The organism is Parvibaculum sp. (genome assembly GCF_040882025.1).
Lineage (GTDB): Bacteria > Pseudomonadota > Alphaproteobacteria > Parvibaculales > Parvibaculaceae > Parvibaculum.
The window spans coordinates 33984-60235 of the sequence record NZ_JBBECC010000186.1 but is presented as its reverse complement, the minus strand read 5'-3'; the positions used below and the strand labels follow the sequence as shown (position 1 = coordinate 60235).

Here is a 26252-nt window from a genome sequence, read left to right as displayed (position 1 = left end):
AGGAGTTTGTAGGTGATCGAATCCGTCAGCGCCTGGAAGGAGGCGTCGACGATGTTGGGGGAGACGCCGACGGTGAACCAGCGCAGGCCCTTGCCGTCGACGCTTTCGATCATGACGCGGGTGACGGCTTCGGTGCCGCTGGTCAGGATGCGGACCTTGAAGTCGACAAGACGCAGATCCTCGATGAAGGGCGAATATTTGCCGAGGTCTTTCCGGAGCGCCTGATCGAGCGCGTTGATGGGACCGTTGCCTTCGCCCACCGAGATGAATTTCTCGCCGTCGACGACGACCTTGACGGTCGCTTCCGAAATCGTGACCAGATCGCCGATGGCGTTGTAGCGGCGTTCGACCAGCACGCGGAACGATTCCACGTCGAAATATTCCGGCACCTCGCCGAGGATGCGGCGCGCCAGCAATTCGAAGGAGGCTTCGGCGCCGTCATAGGAATAGCCGAGAAACTCGCGTTCCTTCACCTCGTCGAGCAGGCGGCCGATGCGGCGGTCGTCGGGGTCGGCGGCGATACCCGCTTCTTCGAGGCGCGCCAGGATGTTCGACTTGCCGGCCTGATCGGAGACCGCGATCTTGCGCTTGTTGCCGACCGATTCCGGCGGCACATGCTCGTAGGTCTTCGGATCCTTCATGATCGCCGAGACATGGATGCCGGCCTTCGAGGCAAAGGCGCTTTCGCCGACATAAGGCGCATAGCGGTCGGGCGCGCGGTTGAGGATTTCGTCGAGCGTGCGCGAGACATGGGTGAGGCTTTTCAGGCGCTCCAGCGTGACGCCGATCTCGAAACGATCCGCATAGAGAGGTTTCAGCAGCAGGGTCGGGATCAGCGAGACCATGTTGGCATTGCCGCAACGCTCGCCGAGACCGTTCAGCGTGCCCTGCACCTGACGGACGCCGGCGCGGATGGCGGCCAGCGAGTTCGCGACCGCGTTTTCGGTGTCGTTGTGGGCATGGATGCCGAGCTTTTCGCCCGGTACGCCTGAGGCAATCACCTCGCCGACGATGCGCTCGACTTCATCCGGCAGCGCACCGCCGTTGGTGTCGCAGAGCACGGCCCAGCGCGCGCCGGCATCGAGCGCGGTCTTGACGCAGGCGAGCGCGAAGACAGGATCGGCCTTGTAGCCGTCGAAGAAATGTTCGCAGTCGATCATCGGTTCACGGCCGCGCGCGGCGATGGCGCGGACGCTTTCGTCGATGCTTTCGAGGTTTTCCTCATTCGTGATGCCGAGCGCGACCTTCACATGGAAATCCCAGCTTTTCGCGACAAGGCAGACGGCGGCGGTGTCGGCCTCGAGCACGGCGGCGAGGCCCGGATCGTTGGAGGCCGAGCGCCCGGCGCGCTTGGTCATGCCGAAGGCGGTGAATTTGGCATGGGCGAGCTTCGGCGGGTCGCCGAAAAAGGCGGTGTCGGTGGGGTTGGCGCCGGGGTAACCGCCTTCGATGTAATCGAGGCCGAGCTCGTCCAGGAGGGTCGCGATCAGGCGCTTGTCCTCGACACTGAAATCGACACCGGTCGTCTGCGCGCCGTCGCGCAGCGTGGTGTCGAAGAGGTAGAGGCGGTCTTTACTGGCCTTGCTCATGGTTCGGTTCCGCATCGTGGAGGGCGCAAAGACGCCGATATCGGGTGACATTCGCCACCGACCGGTCCGTGTTCCACAATGTCTGCAGGCGTGTTTGTACGGCGGCGGCGGATAAAAATCAGCCGCTAATAATCAGACCCTGAATGATCGAGAGAGCCGGGTTCATGCCGGTATCCTCGCTGGTCGCCGTTAAAAAACCCTAACGAAATCAATCCGTTAGACCATGAAGGCGGGCACCGGCCCGCTTCCGCCCGATCAGAGGTAGCAGGTTTTTCAGTTCCGGTCCATGCGGCAGGCCGGTCAGCGCCAGGCGCAGCGGCATGAAGAGAGCCTTGCCTTTGGCCCCCGTCGCCTGCTTCACGGCGCCGGTCCAAAGGCCCCAGGTCGCCTCATCCCAGGGCTCGGGCGGCAGGGCGGCGGCGGCGGCTTCGGCGAAGGCCTTGTCCTCGATGACGGGCGTGACGGGGCCCTCGACGATACGGGCCCAGTCCGCCGCTTCGGCGAAGAGCGCCAGATTGGGGCGCACTGCATTCCAGAAATCCTCACCGAGATCGCAGCCGAGCGCGGCGAGGCGGGGCTTGGCGTCGGCATAGAGCATCAAATGGAGGCAGGCGGCGTTGACGCGGGCGAGGTCCGCCGGATCGAAGCGGATGTCGGCGCGGCCGAGGCGCGCGATATCGAAGGCTTCGGCAAGGGCTTCGAGCGGCATGCAGGCGTCTGCCGTGTCGGGCATGCCGAGCCGGGCGAGCAGCGCATCGAGCGCCAATGGTTCGTAACCGGCGTCTCGAAGAGCGACGAGCGAGAAGCGTTCGGCATCCTCGCGCTTCGAGAGCGGCTTGCCGTCCGGGCCGTTCAAGAGCGCGTAATGGGCATAGGCCGGCGGCTCGGCGCCCAGCGCGCGGATCAACTGCACCTGCACGCCGGTGTTGGTGATGTGATCGGAGCCGCGAATGACATGGGTTATCCGGAAGTCGATGTCGTCGACGACGCTCGGCAGCGTGTAGAGGAAACGGCCATCCTCGCGGATCAGCACGGGGTCCGACAGCGAGGCGCCGTCGACCTCGACATGGCCGCGCACGAGATCGTCGAAGGCGGTGTGGACCTGGTCGAGGCGGAAGCGCCAATGGGGCTTGCGGCCTTCGGCTTCGAGCTTCGCGCGGTCCTCATCGGTCAGCGCCAGCGCGGCGCGGTCATAGACCGGCGGAAGCCCGCGCGCCATCTGGCGCTTGCGCTTGCGGTCGAGCTCCGCCGCCGTCTCGTAGGCGGGATAGAGGCGGCCCTGCGCCTTCAGCTTGCCGGCGGCAGCTTCATAGGCCGCCAGCCGGTCGGACTGGCGGGCGAAAATGTCGGGGCGCAAGCCGAGCCAGCGCAAGTCTTCCTCGATGGCGGCGGCGAATGCCGCCGTCGAGCGTTCGTCATCGGTGTCATCCAGGCGCAGCATGAACCTGCCGCCGGATTTTTTCGCGAAGAGCCAGTTGAAAAGCGCGGCGCAGGCATTGCCGACATGCAGGCGGCCGGTGGGCGACGGCGCGAAGCGGACGGTGATGTTTTCAGGGGATGTGCCGCTCACAGGTCCACGTCCCGGAAGCCGTTGACGATCGGGTAGCGGCGATCGCGGCCGAAATTGCGTGTCGTGACTTTCACGCCCGGCGCGGCCTGACGGCGCTTGTATTCGGAGATGTAGAGGAGGTGCTGGACCCGCTTGACCAGATCGCGGTCGTGGCCGCGCTCGACGATTTCGCGCGCCGACATTTCCTCCTCGATCAGACAATGGAGAATGTCGTCGAGCACGTCATAGGGCGGCAGCGAATCCTCGTCCTTCTGGTCGGGGCGCAATTCGGCGGAAGGCGGCCGCGTGATGATGCGTTCGGGGATCACCCTGCCCTTCGGCCCGACGCAGCCTTTCGGCATGTTTTCGTTGCGCCACTGCGCCAGCCTGAAGACACGCGACTTGTAGAGATCCTTGATCGGATTGAAGCCGCCGTTCATGTCGCCATAGATCGTCGCGTAGCCGGCCGAGACTTCCGACTTGTTGCCGGTCGTCAGCAGCATCGAGCCGAACTTGTTGGAGATCGCCATCAGGATGACGCCGCGCGTGCGCGACTGGAGATTTTCCTCCGTCGTGTCGGCCTGACGGCCCTCGAAGAGATTTTCGAGCGCCGTGGTGAAACCCGCGACCGGGGCTTCGATGGGGACGATGTCGTAGCGGGTGCCGAGAAGCTTCGCGCAAGCCTCGGCATCGGTCAGGCTTTCCGACGAAGTGTAGCGGTAGGGCAGCATGACGCAGTGGACGTTTTCGGCGCCCAGCGCATCGACCGCGATGGCGGCGACCAACGCGCTATCGATGCCGCCCGAAAGGCCGAGCACGACGCCCGGAAAGCGGTTCTTCCGCACATAGTCGCGCAGGCCCTGGACGACGGCGAGATAGAGCGCTTCGTCGCCCTCCTCCACCAGGGCCTTTTCGCCGGGCGCGCAGACCCAGCCCTTGTCCGTGCGCGTCCAGTCGGTGAGCGCGATCCTTTCTTCCCAGGCCGGCAGCTGAACCGCCAGCGAGAAATCGGCGTTGAGGACGAAGCTTGCGCCATCGAACACCAGTTCGTCCTGCCCGCCGAGCTGATTGACGTAAGCCAGCGGCAAACCGCTTTCGCGAATGCGGTCGAGGGCGAGCTGCATGCGGGCATCGAACTTGTCGAAGTCGAAGGGCGAGCCGTTGGGGACCAGCAGCAATTCGGCGCCGGATTCCTCAAGGCATTCGACGACGTCGGGATACCAGATGTCCTCGCAGATCGGCACGCCGATGCGGACGCCGCGAATGTCGAAGGGGCCCGGCATCTGGCCGCCGGCGAAAACGCGCGGCTCGTCGAAGACCGAATAGTTCGGCAAGTGGACCTTGAAGCGGTGGCCCTTGATCTCGCCCTTGTCGAGATGGAGGACCGCGTTGTGGAGCTTGCCGCCCTCGACCCAGGGGGTGCCGATCAACATGGCCGGGCCGCCGTCCGCCGTGTGGCGGGCAAGCTCGGCCGCCGCCGCCATCGCAGCTCGCTGGAAGGCCGGCTTCAGGACGAGGTCCTCCGGCGGGTAGCCGGTCAGGAACAGTTCGGAAAAGACGATCAGGTCCGCGCCTTCGAGCGCCGCGACGCGGCGCGCCTCGACGGCCTTTTCGACATTGCCCGCGATGTCGCCGACGACGGGGTTCAACTGGGCGAGCGCAATGCGGAGCTTGTCGGTCATGGGGTGGCGGAATCCGGAGCTTCTGTGGGGATATATAGGGCCGGGAACGGTGTTTCTAGCGGTTGAGAGACGCACTCACAATAGTACGCGGATGAACGGGCTTTCGGGGTGCGCCGGGCGATCCGTGACGCTAGGCTTCCCGCCAACAGCCAATTTCCGAGGGAGAGCACGTCATGACCGTCAACCGCCAGATTCTGCTGGTCGAAAACCCCAGCGGCAAGCTCGCCGAAAGCCATTTCCGGCTGCACGAGGGCGAAGTGCCCGCGCCGCAGGATGGCGAGGTGCTGGTGAAGACGCGGCTCATTTCGCTCGACGCGGCCAACCGGGCCTGGATGCAGGGCGCGACCTACCGGGCGGCGGTGGAAGCCGGGACGGTGATGGCCGGGGGTTCGGTGTCGGAAGTCGTCGAATCGAAGGCACCGGGATTTGCCAAGGGCGACCTCGTGTTCGGCGATACGGGCTGGCAGGAATATGCGGCGCTGAAGGCGAAGACCGTCAACAAACTGCCGAAGCTCGAGCCGTTGTCGCATCTCCTCAGCGTCTATGGCATTGCCGGGCTGACCGCCTATTTCGGGCTGCTCGATGTCGGCCAGCCGAAGGCGGGCGAGACGGTCGTCGTGTCGGCGGCGGCGGGTTCGGTGGGGTCGATCGTGGGGCAGATCGCCAAGATCAAGGGATGTCACGTCATCGGCATCGCGGGCGGAGCGGCGAAGTGCAAGCTGCTGACCGACGAACTCGGTTTCGACGCCGCCATCGACTACAAGGCCGCGCCCGTGGGCAAGGCGCTCAGGGCAGCGGCGCCGAAGGGCATCGACGTCTATTTCGACAATACGGGCGGCGACATTCTGGAAGCCTGCCTGTTCGGCATGAACAATTTCGGCCGCATCGCCTGTTGCGGGGCGGTGTCGCAATATGACGGGGCAGCGCCGCCGCATGGGCCGCGCGGCGTGCCCGGCCTCATTGTCGTCAAGCGGCTGACCATGCGCGGCTTCATCGTGATGGATTACCAGGACCAGCACGAGAAGGCGCTGGCCGAGCTGCAGGGCTGGGTCGCGTCCGGCAAGCTCAAGGTCAAGGAAGACATCATGACCGGGCTCGAAAACACGCCCAAGGCGCTGGTCGGGCTTCTGGCCGGCGACAATGTCGGCAAACGCATGATCCAGCTCGACTGAAAACAGGCGCATGACGCGACGGGCGCGGCGAAAGCGCGCCCGTCCAATTCCTCACAACCCGTTGTGCAGCGCCGGCACATGCGCGGCTTTCGCCCCGCCGGAAAGGCCGCTACTGTCCCTCCAACGAAAACTCAATGGAGAACGCCCCCATGCAAAATCTCATCTCGAAGGAAATCCGCCTCAAGGCGCGGCCGGTCGGCACGCCCAAGGAGAGCGATTTCGAACTGGCCAGCGCCGAAGCCCGGCAGCCGGGCGACGGCGAGGTGCTGGTGCGCAATATATGGATGTCGGTCGACCCTTATATGCGCGGGCGCATGATGGACCGGGAGAGCTATGTGCCGCCGTTTCAGATCGGCAAGGCACTGGAAGGCGGCGCGATCGGCCAGGTGGTGGCCTCGAACAGCGACAAGCTGAAGGTCGGCACTTATGTCAACCACATGCTGGGCTGGCGCGAATATGCGACGGCACCGGCAGCGGGCTTCTCGCCGGTCGATCCCTCGCTCGGACCCATCGAGGCGTTTCTCGGGACGCTCGGCATGCCCGGCATGACGGCATGGGCGGGGCTCTTCAAGGTGGCGGATTTGAAAGACGGCGAGACGGTTTTCGTTTCCGCCGCTTCGGGCGCCGTCGGCTCCGTCGTCTGCCAGCTCGCCAAGGCACATGGTTGCTATGTCGTCGGCTCGGCCGGTTCGGACGAGAAATGCAAGTGGCTCGAAAAGACCGCGGGCATCGACAAGGCCATCAACTACAAGACCTGCGGCGATCTCACCGCGGCCGTCGCCAAGGCGTTCCCCAAGGGCATCGACGTTTATTTCGAAAATGTCGGCGGGGCTCATCTCGAAGCGGCGATCAATTCGATGCGGCCGAACGGGCGGCTCGCCATGTGCGGCATGATCGAACAGTATAACGACACCGAGCCCCGGCCCGGCCCGACCAATCTCATACAGATCGTCGGCAAGAGCCTCAGGCTGCAGGGCTTCATCGTTTCCAACTATTTCCAGCACCTGCCGGAATTCTTTGCCGAGATGGGCCCGCTCATCAAAGGCGGAAAAATGCATTGGGAAGAGACGGTGGAAGACGGCATCGAAAACGCGCCGAAGGCTTTTCTCAAGCTCTTTTCCGGCGGCAATTTCGGCAAGATGCTGGTGAAAATCGGACCTGACAAAGTCGTCTGAGACGCCGGCTCATCGAGAAACGTCATTGCGAGCGAACGCGAAGCAATCCAGAAAGCGACAGATGAAGAGCTGGATTGCTTCGTCGCTTCGCTCCTCGCAATGACGTAAAGATTGCGGGGAAGAACAATGCCGACAAAGGCGCAACGCTGGGTGCTGGCCTCGCGGCCCGAGGGCAAACCGAGGCCTGAAAATTTCCGGCTGGAGGCGGTTACGCTGCCGGATATCGGCGAGCATGAACTCCTCATTCGCACCGAGCATCACTCGGTCGATCCGGGGATGCGCGGGTGGCTTTCGGGCGACAGCTACACCGCCGCGCTGCCCGTGGGCGATACCATCGACAGCGCGATGGTCGGCATCGTCGAGGCGTCGAACAACGAGAAATTCGCCGTTGGCGACCGCGTGACCGGCGGCTTCGGCTGGGTCACGCGTGCCATCTCGAACGGGCGCGGCATCCAGAAGCTCGATCCCGCGCTCTATCACGGCAAGCTCAGGCCGACCGCGGCCATCGGGGTGCTCGGCATTCCGGGCCTCACCTCCTATTTCGGGTTGCTCGATCTCGGGCAACCGAAAGAAGGCGACATGGTGCTGATCTCATCGGCGGCGGGCCCTGTGGGTGCGACGGCCGGCCAGATCGCAAAGATGAAGGGCGCACATGTCGTCGGCATCGCCGGTTCCCGGGAGAAGTGCGACTATGTCAAAGGGCTCGGCTTCGACGAATGCTTCAGCTATCGCGGCGCCGACCTCAAGGCGGCGATCGGCGCGGCGTGCCCCGGCGGCGTCGATATCTATTTCGACAATGTGGGCGGCGAAATGCTCGACGCCGCGATCTTGAACATGAAGGAACACGGGCGCATCGTCGTTTCGGGTCAGGTCAGCGAATATAACCGCGCCGAAAACGAACTCCGCGGCATTCGCAACGTGACGCGCTTCATCACGCATCGGCTCAGGATGGAGGGGCTCGTCGTCTTCGACTACTTCAAGCAGTTCCGCGAGGCGCAGGCCGAGATGGCCGGCTGGATCCATGACGGCAAACTCGTCTACACCGAAGACATTTCGGACGGGATCGAGGGCTCGGCGGCGGCCTTTATCGGCTTGTTCGAGGGCGAGAATCTCGGGCGGCGGCTCATCAAGGTGAGCTGACGAACAAAGAAAAAGGCCCGGCTGTTCACCGGGCCTTTTCGTTTTGTCCGTGCGCGGTCTTACCAGGCGCCGAGAGCGGCAACAGGTTGCGCGCGTGCGTTTTCGATGCGTTCCTTCTTCAGCCCTTCGGCGATCAGGAAGGCGAGCTCCAGCGACTGGCTGGCGTTGAGACGCGGGTCGCAATGGGTGTGGTAACGGTCACCGAGTTCGGTTTCCGAAATCGCCTGCGCGCCGCCGATGCATTCGGTGACGTTCTGGCCGGTCATCTCGAAATGGACGCCGCCCGCATGCGTGCCTTCGGCGCGGTGAACCGCCATGAAGGCCTGCACCTCGGCAAGGATACGATCCACGGGCCGCGTCTTGTAGCCCGACGAGGCCTTGATCGTGTTGCCATGCATCGGATCGCAGGACCAGACGACCTTTTTGCCCTCGCGTTCGATAACACGAATGAGCTGCGGCAGGTGCTTTTCGACATTCTCGGCACCGAAGCGGCAGATCAGCGTGAGACGGCCGGCTTCGTTCTTCGGATTGAGAATGTCCGTGAGACGGATCAGTTCTTCCGGATCGAGCGAGGGGCCGCATTTCATGCCGATCGGGTTTTTCACGCCGCGCAGGAATTCAACATGGGCGTGATCGGGTTGACGCGTGCGGTCGCCGATCCAGAGCATGTGGGCCGAGGTGTCGTACCATTCGCCCGTCGTCGAATCGACACGCGTCATCGCCTGCTCGTAGCCGAGCAGCAGCGCTTCGTGGCTCGTGTAGAACTCGGTCGTATGAAGCTGCGGCTGCGTCGCGCTGTCGACGCCGCAGGCACGCATGAAGTCGAGCGCTTCGGTGATGCGGTTCGCCAGCTCCTCATAGCGCGCGCCTTCCGAACTGTCGGCGACGAAACCAAGGTTCCAGCGATGCACGAAGTCGAGGTCGGCGTAGCCGCCCTGCGCGAAGGCACGGATCAGATTCAGCGTCGAAGCCGATTGCGAATAGGCTCGCAACAGCCGCTCCGGATCGGGCACACGCGACTTCTCGTCGAAGTCGATGCCATTGATATTGTCGCCGAGATAGGACGGCAGCGTCACGTCGCCGATGGTTTCGGTGGGCGAAGAACGCGGCTTGGCGAACTGGCCGGCGATGCGGCCGACCTTCACGACCGGCGAGGAGGCGGCGAAGGTCAACACGACCGCCATCTGCAGCAGCACGCGGAAGGTGTCGCGGATATTGTCGGCGGAGAATTCGGCGAAGCTCTCGGCGCAATCGCCGCCTTGGAGGAGGAAAGCACGGCCCTCGCAGACATCGGCGAGGTCTGCCTTCAGCTTGCGGGCCTCACCTGCAAAAACGAGCGGCGGATAGGAGCGCAGGCGCTCTTCAACAGCGGCCAGCGCTGCCGCATCCGGGTAGCTCGGGAGATGCTTCGCAGGCTTTGCGCGCCAGCTCTCCGGTTTCCAGGTATCAGCCATCGTCTTCTCTCCGAAACGCAAGAAGGCGCGCGCGCTTCGGGGCTCATGCCCGGCGGCGTCGCACGCTCCTCATATGGAAAGCGGAGTTATAGGCCACAAGGGCTCTAAAGGGAAGCCTAAGTCCTTGATCCCGCTCGGCGACCGGGAAAGTGAGGTTAATCTGCCGCCTTGACGACCGGAGCCTGCCACTTGTCCTTGAGGGTGACGAGTTCTTCCGCCGCCGTCGGGTGGACGGCGATGGTGGCGTCGAACTGGGCCTTGGTGGCGCCGAGCGTCACCGCGATGCCGACAGCCTGAATCAATTCTCCGGAAGATGGCCCCATCAGGTGGACCCCGAGAACCTTGTCGGATTTCGGATCGACGACGAGCTTCATCATGATCATTTCCCGCGAGCCGGAAAGCGTCGCCTTCAGGGGGCGGAAAGCAGTTTTGTAGATGTCAACTTCATCATATCGGTCGCGGGCGTCCGCTTCGGTGAGGCCGACGGTTCCCATTTCGGGCTGCGAGAAAATCGCAGTCGGAATGACCGAGTGATCGACGGCGATCGGCTTGTCGCCGAAGACAGTATCGGCAAAGGCGTGGCCTTCGCGGATCGCAACCGGCGTCAGGTTGGCGCGGTCGGTCACATCGCCAACAGCATAGATATTGTCGATGGAGGTCTTCGAATATTTGTCGACAATAATTTCACCAGCTTTGCCCAGCTTTATGCCGGCGGCCTCAAGCCCCAGATCCGTCGTGTTCGGATTGCGGCCGGTCGCATACATGACACAATCGGTTTTTATCAGGTCCCCGTCAGTGAGTTTCAGACGGAGCTCGCCATCCTTTCTTGCGATCTCGACGATGTCGCAATTCATGCGGAGGTCGACGCCCTTCTTCCGCATTTCTTCCGCCAGAAGATCGCGCAGGTCGTCGTCGAAACCGCGCATAAAAAGCGATCCGCGATAGAGCTGCACCGTCTCGACCCCGAGACCATTGAAAATCCCGGCGAATTCAACCGCAATGTAGCCGCCGCCGATGACGACGACACGCTTCGGCAATTCCTCAAGGTGAAAAGCCTCGTTGGAGGTGATCGCGTGCTCGATGCCCGGAATATCGGGCAGGAACGGCGCCGCACCGGTGGCGATCAGGATTTTGTCCGCCGTCACGTCGCGGTGCTCGCCCGCAAGATGGACCGTGTGCCTGTCCTTCAGCACCGCGCGGCTGGCGATGATTTCGACGCCTGCCTTTTCGAGATTACGAATATAGATGCCGTTCAGGCGGTCGATCTCCTTGTCCTTGTTTGTAACAAGGGTCTTCCAGTCGAAAGAAGTCTCGCCAACGGTCCAGCCGAAGCCGGCCGCTTCCTCGAAATCTTCCGAGAAATGGCTCGCATAGACAAAGAGCTTTTTCGGCACGCAGCCGCGAATGACGCAGGTGCCACCGACACGATATTCCTCGGCGACGGCGACCTTCGCGCCGTAGCCGGCGGCAATGCGCGACGCACGTACGCCACCCGAGCCCGCGCCGATGACGAAAAGGTCATAGTCGTATTTGCCGGCCATATTTCGCTCCCGAAACCTTATTTTGCCTCGATGATATTGGTTCCCGAAGGCGTTCCCACAATGGCCATCGCGGCGATGCCGATAAACAATCCGTTATCGACGACGCCGGCGATGCGGTTGAGCGCCGCGGCAAGTCCATCGGGGTCGGGAATTTCTCCGAAGGCGCAGTCGAAGATGAAATTTTCACTGTCTGTGAAGAACGGTTCGCCATAGTCGTCGGCGCGGCGGACGATCTTGCCGGTGCAGCCGAAGGCGGCCGCGATATCCGCCATCTTGCGTGCCGTCGCCGTACAGCCGAAGGGGATGACCTCGACGGGGAGCGGAAAGGCGCCAAGCTTCGAGACCAGCTTCGAGGCATCGGCAATGACGATCATGCGGTCGGACGCCGTCGCCACAATTTTTTCGCGCAGCAGCGCCCCGCCGCCGCCCTTGATGAGCCGCAGCTCAATATCGAGTTCGTCGGCGCCGTCGACCGTGATGTCGAGATGGGGCGTATCGTCGAGATTGGTCAGCGGGATGCCGAGACTTTCGGCAAGCTTCCCCGTGCGCTCCGAAGTCGGCACACCGACGATCTTGAGGCCATCCTTCACGCGCGCGCCGAGCGCCCGCACGAAATGTTCCGCCGTCGAGCCCGTTCCAAGGCCGAGCGTCATGCCGGGCTCGATGAAATCGAGCGCGCGGGTTGCCGCCGCCTTCTTCTGTTCGTCCACGTTCATGCCTCAGAGCCCCGCCATCGCCACATACTTCACTTCGAGAAATTCCTCGATACCCCAAGGTCCGCCTTCACGACCGAGCCCGGATTCCTTGTATCCCCCGAAAGGCGCGACCTCGGTCGAGATCAGACCGGCATTGACGCCGACAAGGCCACATTCCAGTGCCTCGGCGACGCGCCAGACGCGACCGATGTCGCGGCTGTAAAAATAGGAGGCGAGGCCGAAAGGCGTATCATTGGCAAGCTTCACCGCCTCCTCCTCGGTCTTGAACCTGAAGACCGGCGCCATAGGCCCGAATGTCTCTTCCCGCGCGGCCTTCATGCTCTGTGTCATACCGACGATGACCGTCGGCTCGAAGTAGGTGCCGCCCATCGCGTGACGCTTGCCGCCGGTGAGGATGCGCCCGCCGCCCGCAACCGCGTCAGCCACATGTTCCTCGACCTTTTCGACCGCCGCCATGTCGATCAGCGGACCTTGCACGACACCTTCGTCGAAACCCGACCCGACTTTCAGCGCCGCCACTTTCACCGCAAGTTTCTCGACAAAAGCGTCATGAATCTTGTCCTGAACAAGAAAACGATTGGTGCAGATGCAGGTCTGGCCGGTGTTGCGGTATTTCGAAGCGACCGCGCCTTCGACCGCTGCGTCGATGTCGGCATCGTCGAAAACGATGAAGGGTGCGTTGCCACCAAGTTCCAGCGAAATCTTTTTGACGGTGGAGGCCGCCTGCTTCATCAGCTCCTTGCCGATTTCGGTGGAGCCTGTGAACGTCAGCTTGCGCACCAGCGGGCTCGATGTCATTTCGCCGCCGATAATGCCGGCCTTGCCGGTAATAACGCCAAGCAGGCCCGCCGGCAGGCCCGCACGATCCGCGAGTTCGGCCAGCGCGAAGGCCGTTAGCGGCGTGGCGGTTGCGGGCTTTACGATCATGGCGCAACCGGCGGCAAGCGCCGGCGCGGCCTTGCGCGTGATCATGGCGGCCGGGAAGTTCCATGGCGTGATCGCAGCGCAAACACCGATGGGCTGCTTCAGCACGACAATGCGGCGATCCGACGTCGGCGCGGGTACGATGCTCCCGTAAACGCGCTTGGCTTCCTCCGCGTAGAATTCGACAAAGGCAGCGGCATAGGCGATTTCGCCTTTTGCTTCGGTAAGCGGCTTGCCCTGTTCGGATGTCAGAATGGCGCCGAGATCGTCCTGATTTGCCATCATCAGGTCGAACCAGCGCCGGAGAACGGCCGAACGCTCCTTTGCCGGCCGCGCGGCCCATTCCTTTTGCGCGCGCGTGGCCGCTTCAACAGCCATGCGCGTTTCGGCTTCACCGAGCGAGGGCACCGTCACGATCAACTTGCCCGTCGCCGGATCGGTGACGGCAATCTGCGGCGCTTTGTCACCCAGCCATTTGCCATCGATGTAGCAAAGGCTTTTCAACAGGCTCTTGTCCTTGAGACGATCGGCAAGTGTCATAAGAAGTCCTTTGGAATGGCCGTCGCAACGATATATCCTTGTTCCTTGTTAGCACTCCGGCCCCGCGCCGGAAAGAGGCCGGAAAGCCCCCGCACATGAAGGCCAACGCGTTCTTTTCAGAGACCTATCCGCAGGCCCGTGCGCGCTTTCTGGCCGCAGCGGACGCGGCGGGTGCGCGTATCGTGAACTATGAAAATTCTCATGCCCGGGGGCCCGGCGATACACCGCTTTTTGCCGATACGGCGTGGTTCGGCCCGGCGGATGCCGAAACCGTACTGCTCAATACAAGCGGCACACACGGGGCCGAGGGCTATGGCGGATCGGCGGCGCAAATAGCCTGGATCAGCGAAGGCGGGCCGGCGCACCTGCCGCCGGGCGTTGCCATGCTGATGGTGCATGCGGTCAACCCCTTCGGCTTCGCCTGGGGCCTGCGTGGCACCGAAAACAATGTCGATCTCAATCGCAATTTTCTCGATCACCGTCAACCGCATCCCGACAACCCGTTTTACGACGAGCTGCACCCGCTGCTCTGCCCTGAGCGGATCGACGACGCCGCAATCCAGAGAATGCTGACGGCGGGCGCGCGCTTCATCGAGAAGCACGGGCAATGGGCGCTTGAAGACGCGATCAGCCGCGGGCAATACAGCCATCCCGACGGCTATCATTTCGGCGGGCTCGCGCCCGAATGGTCGAACCTCACCATGCGGCGCATCGTGCGCGACGAGCTTGCGCATGCTCATCGCGTCGGCTTCATCGACTGGCATTCAGGGCCAGCGGGCGATGGCGAGTTGATCCACCTCTGTTTTTCCGATCCAGACAGTCCAGGCTTTTCGCGCGCCGCTTCATGGTGGGGGCGTGAGGCCCTCGACCCGAAGACGATCGATGCGATGTGGGGATCGAAGCGACCGACACGGCGCGGCGTCATGTTCTGGGGGCTTGAAGAGCAATTGCAGCTCCGGGCCGAATTCGCCGGCGCCGTCATCGAGTTTCGCTCAGCGCAGACGAAGGGCAATGCGGCCAAGGCAATGCGCGTGCCGATGCTGGAACGATGGCTTCGCTTCGTCGGCGGTTTCGATGCGCCGGAGGCCCCCGGCTACTTCGAGGAAATTCGCGACGATTATGCGCCGCGCCGGCAATCATGGCGGGAAAACGTCGTTGCGAATGCGCTTGATTGCTACGCGACAACACTTGCCGGCCTCGGTCAATGGACGCGCGAAGGCCTCAGAGCGGCGGATTGATTCAATCCAGCGCGAAATCGTAGCGAACTTCCATGATGTGCGGATAGCGAGCGAAGCCGACCGGACGGCGCGCGACAAGGCAGCCGCCCATGCGCTCGTAGAAGCGGCGCGCCTTCGCGTTTTCCTCCAGCACCCACAGATGACCGATGCGATGACCGAGACAGCCGATTTCGTCAAAGAGGTGCCGCAGAATTTCGCGGCCGACGCCGTGCCCGTGATCGTCCCGCCGTACATAGAGCGTTGTCACTTCGGCGTTCCGCATGTGGCCAAACCCGACCGGCGCTGCCCCCTGTGCGGCGATCCATGCGATACCTTCGTTGAGTGCGGCTCGCCATTCGGCCGTTGAGCGGCCAAGGTCGAGACCGTCGAGGATCGGCTGCGGCAGAACTCCCGGATAGGCTTCGCGCCAGCAGGTAATCTTCAGGCGCGCAATCGCCGCCTCGTCGGCGCCGGGCCGCGCCATACGCATCCGATATCGGTGCAGAACGTTCATTTGAAAATTATGCCGCAAAACCGGCCCCTTGCCGAATGCGAAATGGACCTGTCGCGGATAGCTGCCCGGCCTTATTGAAGGTCTCTTGAGAGACGGGGACCGCCATGACCAGGACCAGACCGATTTGTGCCGTGCCGCTGGAATATGGCGGTGCGCGGCTTGAACCGCTTGATGAAACGCACCGTGCGGGACTCGCCGCCGCCGCCAGCGCTTCGGAAATATGGGACTACATGCCGTTCGACGGCAGGGGACCGGGCTTCGATCGGTTTTTCGATTGGTCTCTCAATTTGAATGCCGAGAACCGGGAAGCGGTGTGGGTCGTCCGCAACCTTGCCGACGGCGCGATTGTCGGCACTACCCGTTATCTGAACATCGCGCCGCGTGACCGGCGCGTCGAAATCGGCAGCACGTGGTATGCACCCATCGTTTGGGGCAGTCATATCAATCCGGCATGCAAGCTGATGCTGCTCGCCCATGGCTTCGAAACGCTCGGCCTCAACAGGATCGAATTCAAGACCGACGCGCGCAATACCCGCTCACAGGCCGCCATCGCCAAGCTCGGCGCGACGCGGGAGGGCGTTTTTCGCCGCCATATGGTTTTGCACGACGGGCATATCCGCGATTCGGTCTATTTCTCGATCATTCGCGACGAGTGGCCCGTCGTAAAGGCACGGCTCGAGGAGAGGCTTGCCAGCGCGTGAGGGCCGTGCGAGACAGACCGGGCCCATATTTACCCGGACGATCATGCCCAGCCCCACCCTGCTTTTCGATCTCGACGGTACGCTGGCCGACACAGCGGCGGATCTCTGCGAGACGATGAACGTCATACTGGAATTGCACGGACGGGGTCGCGTATCGCAGGAGCGCGTCCGGCATCTCGTCGGCGGCGGTGCGCGGCTGCTGATGGAGCGTGGCTTTCGCGAAACGGGCGAGCCGGCGGACGCAGCACTGCTCGATCGCAGCTTCGAGGAATTTCTGAATTATTACAGCAATCACATCGCCGACCACACGAAGCTGTGGCCGGGCGTTCGCAACCAGCTCGATCGACTTGCCGAGCGCGACGTGTTGCTCGGCGTCTGCACCAACAAGCCTGAACACCTGTCGCGGCAATTGCTGACGCTGCTCGGCATCGATCGCTATTTCCCGGTCGTCATCGGTGGCGACACGCTGCCGGTCAAGAAACCCGATCCCGAACATTTGTTCGAAGCGGTCCGCCGGCTGGGCGGCGATGCCGGCCATGCCCTAATGGTGGGCGACTCGGAGGCCGATATCGAGGCTGCGAAAAACGCGCGGATGCCGTCGATCTGTGTCAGCTTTGGCTACACGCGGGTGCCTGTGATGGAACTCGGGGCCGATCTGGTGATCGACCATTTCGACGAGTTTCCGGAGGCGCTCAAGGCGCTGCTTCCGCATCACTTCGGCTAGAGCACTTCAGCACCCGATCGCCATCGACGAGCTCGATATCGGCATATTCGCAAATGCCTTCCTTGCGCTGAAAAATACTGACGGCGATGAGCCAGACCTTCACGACACGCTGCGGCGGCGCGCCAATTGCCTTCTCATAATCCGCCTTCAGCGGCTGGTCCTCGGCAAGCCAGCGGCCGAGGGCGGCCGGATCGGAGCGCAGGACCCAATGCGTCTCCACCTTGTCCCAGAAGGGCAAGGGGCAGCGAAAGATCGTGCCTTCCGCCAGTGAGGAGGACCACATATAGGTCAGGTCCTGACCGTTCTCGAATTCGACCGCGATGGAAAGATAGTCATGCGTCGGCTGGATATCTTCCGGCAAGTCACAGGGAAGCGTCTCCACTTTCCAGCGCCAGCGGAGGCGCGCAGTCTCCGTCAGAGGAAAATCCACCGGGAATTGCAAGATGCCGACGTCTTCTCGCGTGTGGCAGCATATGGTGTGCCCCTCTCCCGCTTTCGCATCGCGAAAAATCTCGCCGTCGCCGAGGCGCCAGAGATAGCGCCAGCCCGAAGGCGCGGGCACAGGATCGCGCGTGCGGCGGAGTGCCTGCGCGACGAGCCCCTCGTAATCGCCGGCGCGCGCCAAAGCCTCAAGGCCGGAAAGCGCCCCGCCCTTCCAGACGATCAGGCAGACGCCGATCTCTCCCTTGACGCCGCCGCGCGGGAACGCAGGATCGAAGGTACCTCGATCATCCACCCATTCACCCGGCGGCTTCGCAACGACATGGAGCGGGCCGCCCTCGTCAAGTCTCACCGTCGAGGTATTGGAGGGGGTTTTCAGGATCGTGCCCGCCCCCCCGGCACGGAGCCAGACGCCGATCCGCGCCCCGAAGCCGAGATTGAGCAACTTCGACGCCCAGAAGCCGCCAGCTGCCAGCACCGTCACTTCGTCGCCCGGCGCGACTTCAAGGCCCGCGGGAAGCCAACCGCCATCGGGGGCGAGCGTGATGAAGCGCGCTTCGCGGAAGGATCCCGCAACAGCGGGGTCGGCCAGCAATGCCGACAGCGCCTGCTCGAAGGGCCGGCCCGCCTCGGGCCCGAGCAGATGCGGCTTCAGACCACGGACGAGACTGCGAACGGCCAGACGCGTCAGTGTGGTCACAGCCCGCAGGCCCAGCTTTTCCGCCATGATTGTCTCTCCACTGTTCTTGTTTTTCGGTGCGCCGGGGTACCTTGCATCAGAGCATAACGCGCACGGACAACCATGAAAGCCGGGCTTACTGCCGCTTGACTTGGCGCGAGGGCAAAGCCTATAGACGGGCACCTCGGACGGACGGTTAGCTCAGTTGGTAGAGCACTGTGTTCACATCGCAGGGGTCACTGGTTCGAGTCCAGTACCGTCCACCATGACTTCCCCAAAATTTCCGCCTTCCAGCCCGCCAGGGGATCAGCCTGCCCTTCATGGAAAGGTCAGCCGCACAGGCGGGGAAGGTCATTCTTAAAATTCACAACAAATATGTGTTAATAAAGCAACGGAGGCCGTCCACAACATCGTTAATTGGTCGTGAGGAAGTGCGACCCTAGACTGCCACACAAGGTCCTGTCGCCGCTCCGGTGCCGGACCGCCCGACGGACCGAAGGACGATGAAAGAAAAGGAACTCAGGATCGCGCTGGTCTGCTACGGCGGCGTTTCGCTCGCCGTCTATATGCATGGCGTGACCAAGGAAATCCTGAAGCTTGTGCGCGCCTCGCGCGTCTATCATCAGGATCTCGCCCACTCGCACCGACCATCGGCATCGTACAGCGACATCGACCATGGCGACGCACGCGAGACGGACACCGAAGAACTTTACTTTGAGCTCATTCAGGCGATCGGCGAAACCGTCGAACTCAGAATATTCGTCGACACGATAGCCGGTGCGTCCGCGGGCGGCATCAACGGCGTGCTGCTCGCCCGCGCGCTCGCTCACGATCTGCCGATGGATTCGCATCGCAAGATGTGGCTTGAGCAGGCCGACATCGTCGCGCTGATGGACGAAGCGCATCTGGCCAAGCGCTGGGACAAGCTTTTCATGAAGCCGCTCTTCTGGGGCATCACCGACAAATGGCTCGCCCGCTATGCGCCCGATGTCGAGATGCGCCAGAAACTTCAGCTCTTCACGCGTTCGCGCTGGTTCAAACCGCCCTTTTCGGGTGAGATCATGAGCGGCATGTTGCTCGACGCCTGTATGGCGATGGAGAAGAATACCGCACCGAAAAATTCGCTGCTTCCCGGAGGGCACCGGCTCGACCTGATGGTGTCGGTGACCGATTTTCACGGCTACAGCCAGAACATTCCCCTGCACGATCCATCATCGATCCGCGAGCGCGAGCATCGACATATCCTGAAGTTCAGCTATTTCCGACATCCGAGCGGATTGGTGGAAAGCGATTTCGACCACAGCCATGTTCCGGGTCTTGTCTTCGCCGCCCGCGCAACATCGTCGTTTCCGGGCGCCTTTCCGGCGGTGCAAATCGGCGAGATCGACAAGGTTCTGAAGGCGCGCGGCGAGACCTGGCAAACGCGCGACGAATTCCTGCATGGAAACTTCAAACCCCTGATCGCCGCCGGCGCCGATCCTGCGAAGTCGTCGTTCATCGACGGCAGCGTTCTCAACAACAAGCCCTTCGCCGAAGCCATAGCCTCCATTCGCGGGCGCCCCGCCTATCGCGAAGTCGATCGCCGCGTCGTCTATATCGACCCGGATCCGAAAGGCGGGCATGTGGAAGCGGGTGGCATGGCCCCGGGCTTCTTCCAGACCATTCGCGGCGCGCTGTCCGACATTCCGCGCAACCAGCCGGTGCGGGACGAACTGGAATCCCTGCACGACTTTTCCGAGCGTGTGCGCCGCTACCGGCAGATCGTCACGGCGACGCGTCCGCATGTCACCGAGCGCGTGCGACAACTCTTCAACGGCGACGCCGAGACGCCACCGACCCCGGAACTTCTCGCCAAACTGCGCAACAAGGCCAACGCGCAATCGGCTGTAGAGGCCGGCTATGCCTACGACGCCTATATCCAGCTCAAGGTCAGCTCAGTGCTCGACCAGATCACGGACGTCGTCGCCGATCTGTCGGAAGCAGTGCATCACCCCAGCGACCGGCTGGCGCTGTCGCGCGCCGTCGAGACATGGGCGAAGGATCGTCATATTTTCCCGGTGCTATGGGCACAGCATGCGAGCGAAGGCGCCGAACCCAGCAAGGAAGATTCCTGGGTTCGGTTTCTGCGCGAGTTCGATGTTAATTTCCGCGTGCGCCGGCTGCGCTTCGTTATACGCCGTCTCAATGAGCTATATGCGCGCAATGGCGAAGCTGAAGGCAACGACTGCGATCCGGACGCGCTCGACGACTTCAAGGCGAGCCTCTACAAAAGTCTCGAACGTTTGCAGTCGGAATCGGCGCTGCGGCTGAGAACCGACGAAGTACGCGCCATCTGCAAGGCAATCTACGAGGATGGTGTAGCGGAACCGCACGAGGTCAACCGCTTTGCTTCCTTCGTCGCACCGAAGCTCGATCTCGTGGGGCTCGACCGCGAAACCGACGAAACATTCGCACTTATGGCCGCAACCTGCCTGCCGCCCGAGGCCCGAATCGAATTGGTGCAGGCCTATGTCGGCTTTCCCTTTTTCGACGTACTGACGCTGCCGCTGAACAAGTGGCAGGATCTGGACGATGTGGATACGGTGCTGGTCGACCGCATCAGCCCGGAAGACGCCAAGGCGCTGCGCGAAGGCGGTGCACCGGCAACGCTGATGGGACGCGATCTCGGCTATTTCGCCGCATTTTTCAGCCGTCGAGCACGGGAGAACGACTATCTGTGGGGCCGGCTTCATGCCGCAGATCGGCTGGTCGATATCGTCGCGAGCGCCGCACCCGCTGCCCTTCATGCCTCCGACCTCGATCTCCACCAGCTGAAGGCGCGCCTGTTCCGTGCGATCCTCAAAGCCGAGCGACCGTTCCTCGAAAACGTTCCCGATCTTTTCGACGATCTCGAGCGTGAAATCGGGATCCGTTTTGGCGAAGAGATTGCAAAAGAGAAGGCGCCTGCCGCAGAGTTGCCGGCGACAGAGGACGATGACGACGACCGGGACCAGCCCGTGCCGCAACGGGCCTGAGCATCAGCCGCCTGCAAGCGCGCCGCAAGGCTGCAGGTCGGCATGGCCCGAGACGATTGCGTCGCCGGAAATCCATGCCGTGATATCGCGCCAGACCGCCTCGCGCTGCAGATCGCGAAGCAGCATATGCCAGCCTTCCGGATAACACAGGGCCGTCACCGGCGCCGCGCCCGATCGCATGGCGGCGAGCGCATCGGCCAGAGGGGGCGCAGGGACGATCCGGTCGTTCGCGCCATAGAGCAGCAGCACCGGCACGCCGAGATCGGGCGCAACGGCATAGGCGCTGTCCATCAGATTGACGAGGCCGTAGATCGTATCGATCCGCGTTTCCTTGATGACGAGCGGATCGCGACCGAGGGCGCGGAGCATTTCGATATTGTCCGACGGCATGATCTCAAGGCCGCGGCCCGTCAGCGTGTAGGACGGCGCGATGTGGGCCGAGGCCCAGAGAACGACGCTGTAGAAATCATTCATCACCCGCCAGCCCCAGACGGCAGGCGCCGCCAAAATGAGGCCGTCGATCTCCGGCGGCTCCGGCAGCATCATGGTGCGCATGGCGACGGCGCCGCCCATGCTTACCCCGAGAAGATAGACCGGCAGATCCGGATGACGGGTACGCACGAGCTTCACGACGCTTGCCGCATCCTCCGCCATGCGGTTGTCGCCCGCCCAAAGCCCGCGTCCCGGTGCGCGACCGAAGCCGCGTTGGTCGATCGCGTAGACGACAATGCCGCGCTCCGCAAGCCACGGTCCGGGGCCTGGTTCCGAGAAAGCATTGGAATAATCGTTGAATCCGTGCAACGCGACGACGGCTGCGTGGGGCTCGTCCGCGAGGAAGACGCGCATGGGGAGCGAGGCGCCGTCCGCCATGATCGCCGTGGTCGATGCCGCGACGATGTCGAGACGCGCATTGTAAACGGGATCGCCGACCGCCATCAGGCGCGGTGCGCAGGCGGCAATGCCGGCAACCACTATCGCCGCGGAGAGGAGAAGCCGCCCTGCCCGCCTCATGCGGCATCTCCAACGAGGCGTCGTATTTCGCGTTTCAGCATTGGCAGCAGCTCCGCCTCAAACCATGGATTCTTCTTGATCCACGTATTGTTGCGCCATGAAGGATGGGGCAAAGGAAGGGCGCGGGGAAGGTATTCCTTCCATGCGGCAACGGTGGCGGTGAGATTTTCTTTCCGGGTCTTTTCGAGATGCCAAGCTTGTGCATATTGACCGACAAGCAATGTCAGCTCCAATTGCGGCATCAATTCGAAAAGCTCGTGACGCCAGCGGTCGGCGCATTCGCGGCGCGGCGGCAGATCGCCGCCTTTGGCATCAAGGCCCGGAAAGCAGAAACCCATGGGCACGATGGCGATGCGGGAGACGTCGTAGAACTCGTCCGGCGTCACGCCCATCCAGTCGCGCAACCGGTCGCCGCTCGGATCGGTAAAGGGCGTGCCGGAAGCATGAACGCGGGTGCCCGGCGCCTGCCCCACGATGCAGAGACGCGCGGTACGCGATACGCGCAAGACAGGGCGCGGCTCATGCGGCAAGGGTTTGTTGCGCGGCGTTTCTATACAGATGCGACAGGCGCGAATGTCGCAGACGAGACGATCGAGCTTCCTCATCCGGGCATTGTGGCATTGCCGCCGCCTGCACGCCAATTCACATCATCGGCATAGCAATCAGCAGGATCGCCGTGCCGTGCGTCAGCGCGGCTGCCCAGATGCCATAGCGCAAGCGCACGAAGCCGCAGGCGATACCCTCGACGGCGGTGAAGGCGAGGATGGACCAGCCCGCATCGGTGACCGTGAGCGCGAGGTAGGAATGACACGCGGCGAAGATGAGGCCGCTCAGCAATGCAGCTCGAACGGGCGTCACATATGTTTCGAGGCGACCCTGCAAATAGCCGCGGAAGAGCACTTCTTCGAGCAGATTGCCGCCATAGACCAGTACGACCAACCCGGCGACAAAGCCCGGTGCAAAATCGGTAAGGCGCGGGGAGAAGCCCGAGAGGGACATGGCGCCGAGACCGATGACGAGGCCCGCACCAAGGCCCGCGGCCAGGCCGGCCCCGAGATTTCCCTTTTGCCAGACGAGGAGGGCGCGCATGTCTCGCTCAACGAACCAGAGAAAGGCAACGCCCAGGACAGACGATATGCCGAGCAGAGCAAGCACGGCGCCGTCGGAATAGAAGCCGATGCGCAGACCTTCGACATTCCAGAGTCCGACCGGCGTCATGGCATCGCGGACCAGGATGAAGATCGCGATGTAGAGGGCAATGCGGATGCCGACGGCGCGCAAGGGGAGAAGCACAAGGCAAAGGGTGAAAACCAGCATTCCCGGCGCCATACGCGCGTTGTAGTCCAGCAGAATCGAAAATGTGTCGTCCATCGCGATATCTTCCCTTCGAACCGGCCCGTTGACAGCGCCGAAGCAGCACCGTCAGGATGACCGCCGATTATATGTTCGGGAAAGCCCCGCCCAACTCGCGTTCGCAAGGAGACGAATCCGTGGCCCGCCGATCGTCAAAAACGGCTGTCAGACGGCCCGTTCAGCGCCGTTCGGCGGCAACGGTCGATACCATTTTGGAAGCGGCGGCTCAGATTTTCCGGGCGCATGGGGCAAAAGGTGCGACGACCAACCGGATCGCGGAACGCGCGGGCGTCTCGGTCGGCTCGATCTATCAGTATTTTCCCAACAAGGAATCGCTTCTCGTCGCGCTGATGGAAAAGCATATCGACGAGTCGGTGACGACGCTAAGCAGCGTCATGGAAGCGACCGCCGCCGCGCCGCCACGCGCGCGCGTTGGCGCGCTTGTGAAGGCGACGCTCGACCTGCATGTCACCGATCCCGAGCTTCACCGGATCATTTTCGAGGACTGCCCCCGCCCGCCCCATGTCCGCGCGACGCTGGAACGGGTTGAGCGCCGGATGCGGACGGCGCTGGAGGCGATGTTGCGCGACTTCCCGCACAGTGTCTGTGCCGATCCGACGCGCAGCGCGTATGTGGCGACGACGCTTGTGGAGAGCATGGTGCACCGCTATGTGACCGCGTCCGAACGGCCGATGGAGCCGCAAGCCTTCGCCGATCACCTGACGGCTCTGGTGATGCGCGAAATGGCGCTCAGTTCACCGCCTTCAACAGGTTCCGAGCGATAATGACCTGCTGGACCTGGCTGGTGCCTTCGTAGATGCGGAAGATGCGGACGTCGCGGTAGAAGCGTTCGATGCCGTAATCGGCGACATAGCCCGCACCGCCATGCACCTGCACCGCGCGGTCGGCGATGCGGCCGACGGCTTCGGAGCAGAAGAGCTTGCAGCAGGAGCTTTCAGTCGCGACATCCTCGCCAGAATCGCGGCGGCGCGCGGCATCGAGTACCATGCAGCGCCCCGCATAGGCTTCCATTTTCGAGTCCGCCAGCATCGCCTGCACCAGTTGCAGGTTTCCGATCGGCGCGCCGAATTGCTTGCGCTCAGCGGCATATTTCACCGAATCCTCGACGAGACGGTCGGCGACGCCGATGCAGACGGCGGAGATGTGGAGCCGGCCGCGCTCCAGCACCTGCATGGCGGTGACGAAGCCTTTGCCCTCCTCCGCGCCGAGAAGGCAATCGGCGGGGATGCGCGCATCCTCGAAAATCACGTCGCAGATATGTGCGCCCTGCTGACCCATTTTCTTTTCCGGCTTGCCAACATGAATGCCCGGAATATCGCGCGGCACGACAAAGGCAGAGACGCCTTTCGCACCCGGTGTCTTCGGATCGGTGCGCGCCATCAGCGTGAAGGCATGGGCCTTGTTGGCGTTGGTGATGTAACGCTTGGTGCCATTGACGATGTAGTGGTCGCCGTCGCGAATGGCGGTCGCCTTCAGCGAGGCGGCGTCCGATCCCGCTTCAGGCTCCGTCAACGCGAAGCTGACGATGACTTCGCCGCTGGCAATCTTCGGCAGCCAGTATTCCTTCTGGTCCTGGCGGCCATGCATGACAATGCCCTGGCTGCCGATGCCCACATTGGTGCCGATGACCGAGCGAAAGGCCGGCGAAGTGCGGCCAAGTTCGAACATCAGCAGGCACTCTTCCTCCATGGTGAGGCCGAGACCGCCATATTCGACGGGCACAGATATGCCGAAGAGGCCGAGATCGCGCATTTCCTGCACAATCTCGTCCGGTACCTGATCGGTTTCCGACACCTTGTCCTCGATCGGACGCAGCCGCTCATCGACAAAGCGGCGGACGGAGGAAATGAGCTGTTCGCGTGTTTCGGCGTCGAGGGCCATGGGATTCCCGCTGGTCAGTGACAAGGCTGCGGGAATTTAGGCCATACGAGGCCAGCGGGTCAAAACATCAGGCGCCTGCGACGGGTCGGGCAACCGAGGCGCCGAGAATGCGGTCCGTGCGCTCGCCGCCGATCGAGAGCGGCATATAAACGCCCTCGAATGTCACATGGCCTCGCCCTGCATATTCCATGCTGCCGGCGGCGGCATAGGGGCGGCCGGCCTCGGCCACGAATTTGTAGAAATCGAAGAGAATCGTTCCGAAGCCCTGCTTGTGCTCATCGACTTCGACCACGCGCCGGCCGCGGAAATTGGCGCCATGTGCAGAGACAATATCCTCACCCAGCAGGCGATAGGTCAGATCAAAGGGTTCCCAGTTGACCTGCAGCATCAGCAGATTGGGCATGAAACGGGCAAACTTAATCGGGTCCATCTCGTCGGGCCGCGGCATGGCACGCGCGCCCCGCACGCTCTTCCAGTATTCGAGCATGTGGATGCAGAGCGGCTCCCGCAGATCTTTCAGGCGACGGAACGCGACCGTTTCCGCGCCCGCCAGTTCAACGACGTCCCTGTAGTCTTCGGTCGATTGCGTCATTGGTCCGCGCCCTGCCTGCAGCTCTCGCCGCGCCCAGAAGCAGAATGCGCCCAAGCTGCTAACAGAATATGAATCTCCATCGGAACGCTGTGGATAAAGGAACGGATTTGGAGTACGCAGCCTTCCTGATAGAAACGCGCATTCGAAAATCAAAACATGCGGATTCGTTCATGAATATCGAAGCGCCGAATCGGCTTTCCGGCTACCAGACATGGGAGGGGCACGACCCTTTCGAGGATCATGCCGGGCCCTTTTTCTTCCGTGAACATGCCGACGGGCGGGTCACCTGCGCCTTCGAGGCCAAAGCACAACATTGCAATGGCGGGGGCTTTCTGCATGGCGGGCTCTTGCTGACCTTCGCCGATTTCTCGCTTTTTGCGATCGGCCGCTCCGTCCTTCAGGGGCCATCTGTAACGCTCTCACTCAATGGCGAGTTCACTGCGGCAGCGGGCGCCGGCGAATTCATCGAAGCGCGTGGCGATATTGTACGAAATACAGGAAGCATGGTTTTCCTGCGCGGGCAGGTTTTTACCGGACATGACGCCGACGAGCGTGTCCTCCTCAACTTCTCGGGTATCGTGAAGCGCGTGAAGAAAAGGCCACTCGCGGACTAACGCGGCCC

General features: G+C 62.7%; 23 protein-coding genes and 1 tRNA gene. 10 read left to right on the top strand and 14 right to left on the bottom strand.

Annotated features, from left to right (window positions below; genetic code table 11):
- The 3 genes from cimA to WEB61_RS13995 form a co-directional block, all read right to left on the bottom strand.
- Positions 1-1589: citramalate synthase (cimA, locus tag WEB61_RS14005; protein WP_368064954.1), on the bottom strand; the 1589-nt coding region annotated here is incomplete at its 3' end.
- A gap of 208 nt (positions 1590-1797) precedes the next feature.
- Positions 1798-3159, bottom strand: coding sequence for a glutamate--tRNA ligase (gltX, locus tag WEB61_RS14000; protein ID WP_368064953.1), 1362 nt, complete (start codon positions 3157-3159; stop codon positions 1798-1800).
- Positions 3156-4820: an NAD+ synthase gene (locus WEB61_RS13995; protein WP_368064952.1), complete on the bottom strand. Its 1665-nt coding sequence runs from the start codon at positions 4818-4820 to the stop codon at positions 3156-3158. Before WEB61_RS13995 ends, gltX begins: the two co-directional genes overlap by 4 nt.
- 173 nt (positions 4821-4993) lie before the next feature.
- Between WEB61_RS13995 and WEB61_RS13990 the strand changes: the two genes are divergently transcribed.
- From WEB61_RS13990 to WEB61_RS13980, 3 genes are all read left to right on the top strand, one after another.
- Entirely contained in the window at positions 4994-5992 is a 999-nt protein-coding gene (locus WEB61_RS13990; RefSeq protein WP_368064951.1) for an NADP-dependent oxidoreductase, read from the top strand.
- Positions 5993-6141: 149 nt separating this feature from the next.
- Complete coding sequence (locus WEB61_RS13985) at positions 6142-7167, top strand: NADP-dependent oxidoreductase (protein WP_368064950.1); 1026 nt, start codon at positions 6142-6144, stop codon at positions 7165-7167.
- A gap of 126 nt (positions 7168-7293) precedes the next feature.
- A complete protein-coding gene (locus tag WEB61_RS13980; RefSeq protein ID WP_368064949.1) occupies positions 7294-8307 on the top strand; it encodes an NADP-dependent oxidoreductase in 1014 nt (337 codons plus the stop codon).
- Positions 8308-8366: 59 nt separating this feature from the next.
- On the opposite strand, the gene WEB61_RS13975 is transcribed toward WEB61_RS13980, so the two are convergent.
- The 4 genes from WEB61_RS13975 to WEB61_RS13960 all read right to left on the bottom strand — a co-directional run bounded on the left by WEB61_RS13975 (position 8367) and on the right by WEB61_RS13960 (position 13482).
- Positions 8367-9761, bottom strand: coding sequence for a class II 3-deoxy-7-phosphoheptulonate synthase (locus WEB61_RS13975; protein WP_368064948.1), 1395 nt, complete (start codon positions 9759-9761; stop codon positions 8367-8369).
- 155 nt (positions 9762-9916) lie between these two features.
- Positions 9917-11302 carry a glutathione-disulfide reductase gene (gene gor / locus WEB61_RS13970; protein ID WP_368064947.1) on the bottom strand — a complete coding sequence of 462 codons (1386 nt, stop codon included), beginning with the start codon at positions 11300-11302 and terminating at the stop codon, positions 9917-9919.
- Between the two features lie 17 nt (positions 11303-11319).
- Positions 11320-12018, bottom strand: coding sequence for a ribose-5-phosphate isomerase RpiA (gene rpiA / locus WEB61_RS13965; protein WP_368064946.1), 699 nt, complete (start codon positions 12016-12018; stop codon positions 11320-11322).
- A 3-nt stretch (positions 12019-12021) separates the two neighbouring features.
- Entirely contained in the window at positions 12022-13482 is a 1461-nt protein-coding gene (locus WEB61_RS13960) for an NAD-dependent succinate-semialdehyde dehydrogenase (RefSeq protein WP_368064945.1), read from the bottom strand.
- Positions 13483-13577: 95 nt separating this feature from the next.
- Between WEB61_RS13960 and WEB61_RS13955 the strand changes: the two genes are divergently transcribed.
- Positions 13578-14720: a M14 family metallopeptidase gene (locus tag WEB61_RS13955; protein WP_368064944.1), complete on the top strand. Its 1143-nt coding sequence runs from the start codon at positions 13578-13580 to the stop codon at positions 14718-14720.
- 1 nt (position 14721) lies between these two features.
- Here WEB61_RS13955 and WEB61_RS13950 read toward each other — a convergent pair whose 3' ends face one another.
- Positions 14722-15183 (bottom strand): GNAT family N-acetyltransferase, encoded by a 462-nt coding sequence (locus WEB61_RS13950; RefSeq protein WP_368064943.1) that lies wholly within the window; start codon positions 15181-15183, stop codon positions 14722-14724.
- 134 nt (positions 15184-15317) lie between these two features.
- Between WEB61_RS13950 and WEB61_RS13945 the strand changes: the two genes are divergently transcribed.
- Complete coding sequence (locus WEB61_RS13945) at positions 15318-15914, top strand: GNAT family N-acetyltransferase (RefSeq protein ID WP_368064942.1); 597 nt, start codon at positions 15318-15320, stop codon at positions 15912-15914.
- A gap of 43 nt (positions 15915-15957) precedes the next feature.
- Positions 15958-16638, top strand: a complete 681-nt coding sequence (gene gph / locus WEB61_RS13940; protein WP_368064941.1) for a phosphoglycolate phosphatase — start codon at positions 15958-15960, stop codon at positions 16636-16638.
- Here the strand turns inward: gph and WEB61_RS13935 are convergent.
- A complete protein-coding gene (locus WEB61_RS13935) occupies positions 16607-17806 on the bottom strand; it encodes a DUF3047 domain-containing protein (protein WP_368064940.1) in 1200 nt (399 codons plus the stop codon). The genes gph and WEB61_RS13935 overlap by 32 nt on opposite strands.
- Positions 17807-17948: 142 nt before the next feature.
- Here WEB61_RS13935 and WEB61_RS13930 point away from each other — a divergent pair.
- Together WEB61_RS13930 and WEB61_RS13925 are read left to right on the top strand one after the other, a co-directional pair.
- Positions 17949-18024 (top strand) — tRNA-Val (locus tag WEB61_RS13930).
- A gap of 237 nt (positions 18025-18261) precedes the next feature.
- The gene (locus tag WEB61_RS13925) at positions 18262-20772 is read left to right on the top strand and encodes a patatin-like protein (RefSeq protein ID WP_368064939.1); all 2511 of its coding nucleotides are present in this window, start codon (positions 18262-18264) and stop codon (positions 20770-20772) included.
- Positions 20773-20775: 3 nt separating this feature from the next.
- On the opposite strand, the gene WEB61_RS13920 is transcribed toward WEB61_RS13925, so the two are convergent.
- From WEB61_RS13920 to WEB61_RS13910, 3 genes are read right to left on the bottom strand one after another with little or no spacing between them, the layout of a single operon-like run.
- Complete coding sequence (locus WEB61_RS13920) at positions 20776-21783, bottom strand: lysophospholipase (protein ID WP_368064938.1); 1008 nt, start codon at positions 21781-21783, stop codon at positions 20776-20778.
- Entirely contained in the window at positions 21780-22388 is a 609-nt protein-coding gene (locus tag WEB61_RS13915) for a uracil-DNA glycosylase family protein (protein ID WP_368064937.1), read from the bottom strand. The genes WEB61_RS13920 and WEB61_RS13915 overlap by 4 nt, the downstream gene beginning before the upstream one ends.
- A gap of 37 nt (positions 22389-22425) precedes the next feature.
- Entirely contained in the window at positions 22426-23154 is a 729-nt protein-coding gene (locus tag WEB61_RS13910) for a CPBP family intramembrane glutamic endopeptidase (protein ID WP_368064936.1), read from the bottom strand.
- A 194-nt stretch (positions 23155-23348) separates the two neighbouring features.
- Between WEB61_RS13910 and WEB61_RS13905 the strand changes: the two genes are divergently transcribed.
- On the top strand, positions 23349-23921 hold the full coding sequence (locus WEB61_RS13905) for a TetR/AcrR family transcriptional regulator (RefSeq protein WP_368064935.1): 573 nt from the start codon (positions 23349-23351) through the stop codon (positions 23919-23921).
- Here the strand turns inward: WEB61_RS13905 and WEB61_RS13900 are convergent.
- The gene (locus tag WEB61_RS13900) at positions 23887-25038 is read right to left on the bottom strand and encodes an acyl-CoA dehydrogenase family protein (RefSeq protein WP_368064934.1); all 1152 of its coding nucleotides are present in this window, start codon (positions 25036-25038) and stop codon (positions 23887-23889) included. The genes WEB61_RS13905 and WEB61_RS13900 overlap by 35 nt on opposite strands.
- A gap of 67 nt (positions 25039-25105) precedes the next feature.
- Positions 25106-25630 carry a PAS domain-containing protein gene (locus WEB61_RS13895; RefSeq protein WP_368064933.1) on the bottom strand — a complete coding sequence of 175 codons (525 nt, stop codon included), beginning with the start codon at positions 25628-25630 and terminating at the stop codon, positions 25106-25108.
- A 170-nt stretch (positions 25631-25800) separates the two neighbouring features.
- On the opposite strand from WEB61_RS13895, the gene WEB61_RS13890 reads away from it, so the two are divergent.
- The gene (locus tag WEB61_RS13890; RefSeq protein ID WP_368064932.1) at positions 25801-26244 is read left to right on the top strand and encodes a PaaI family thioesterase; all 444 of its coding nucleotides are present in this window, start codon (positions 25801-25803) and stop codon (positions 26242-26244) included.
- Positions 26245-26252: the final 8 nt, after the last annotated feature.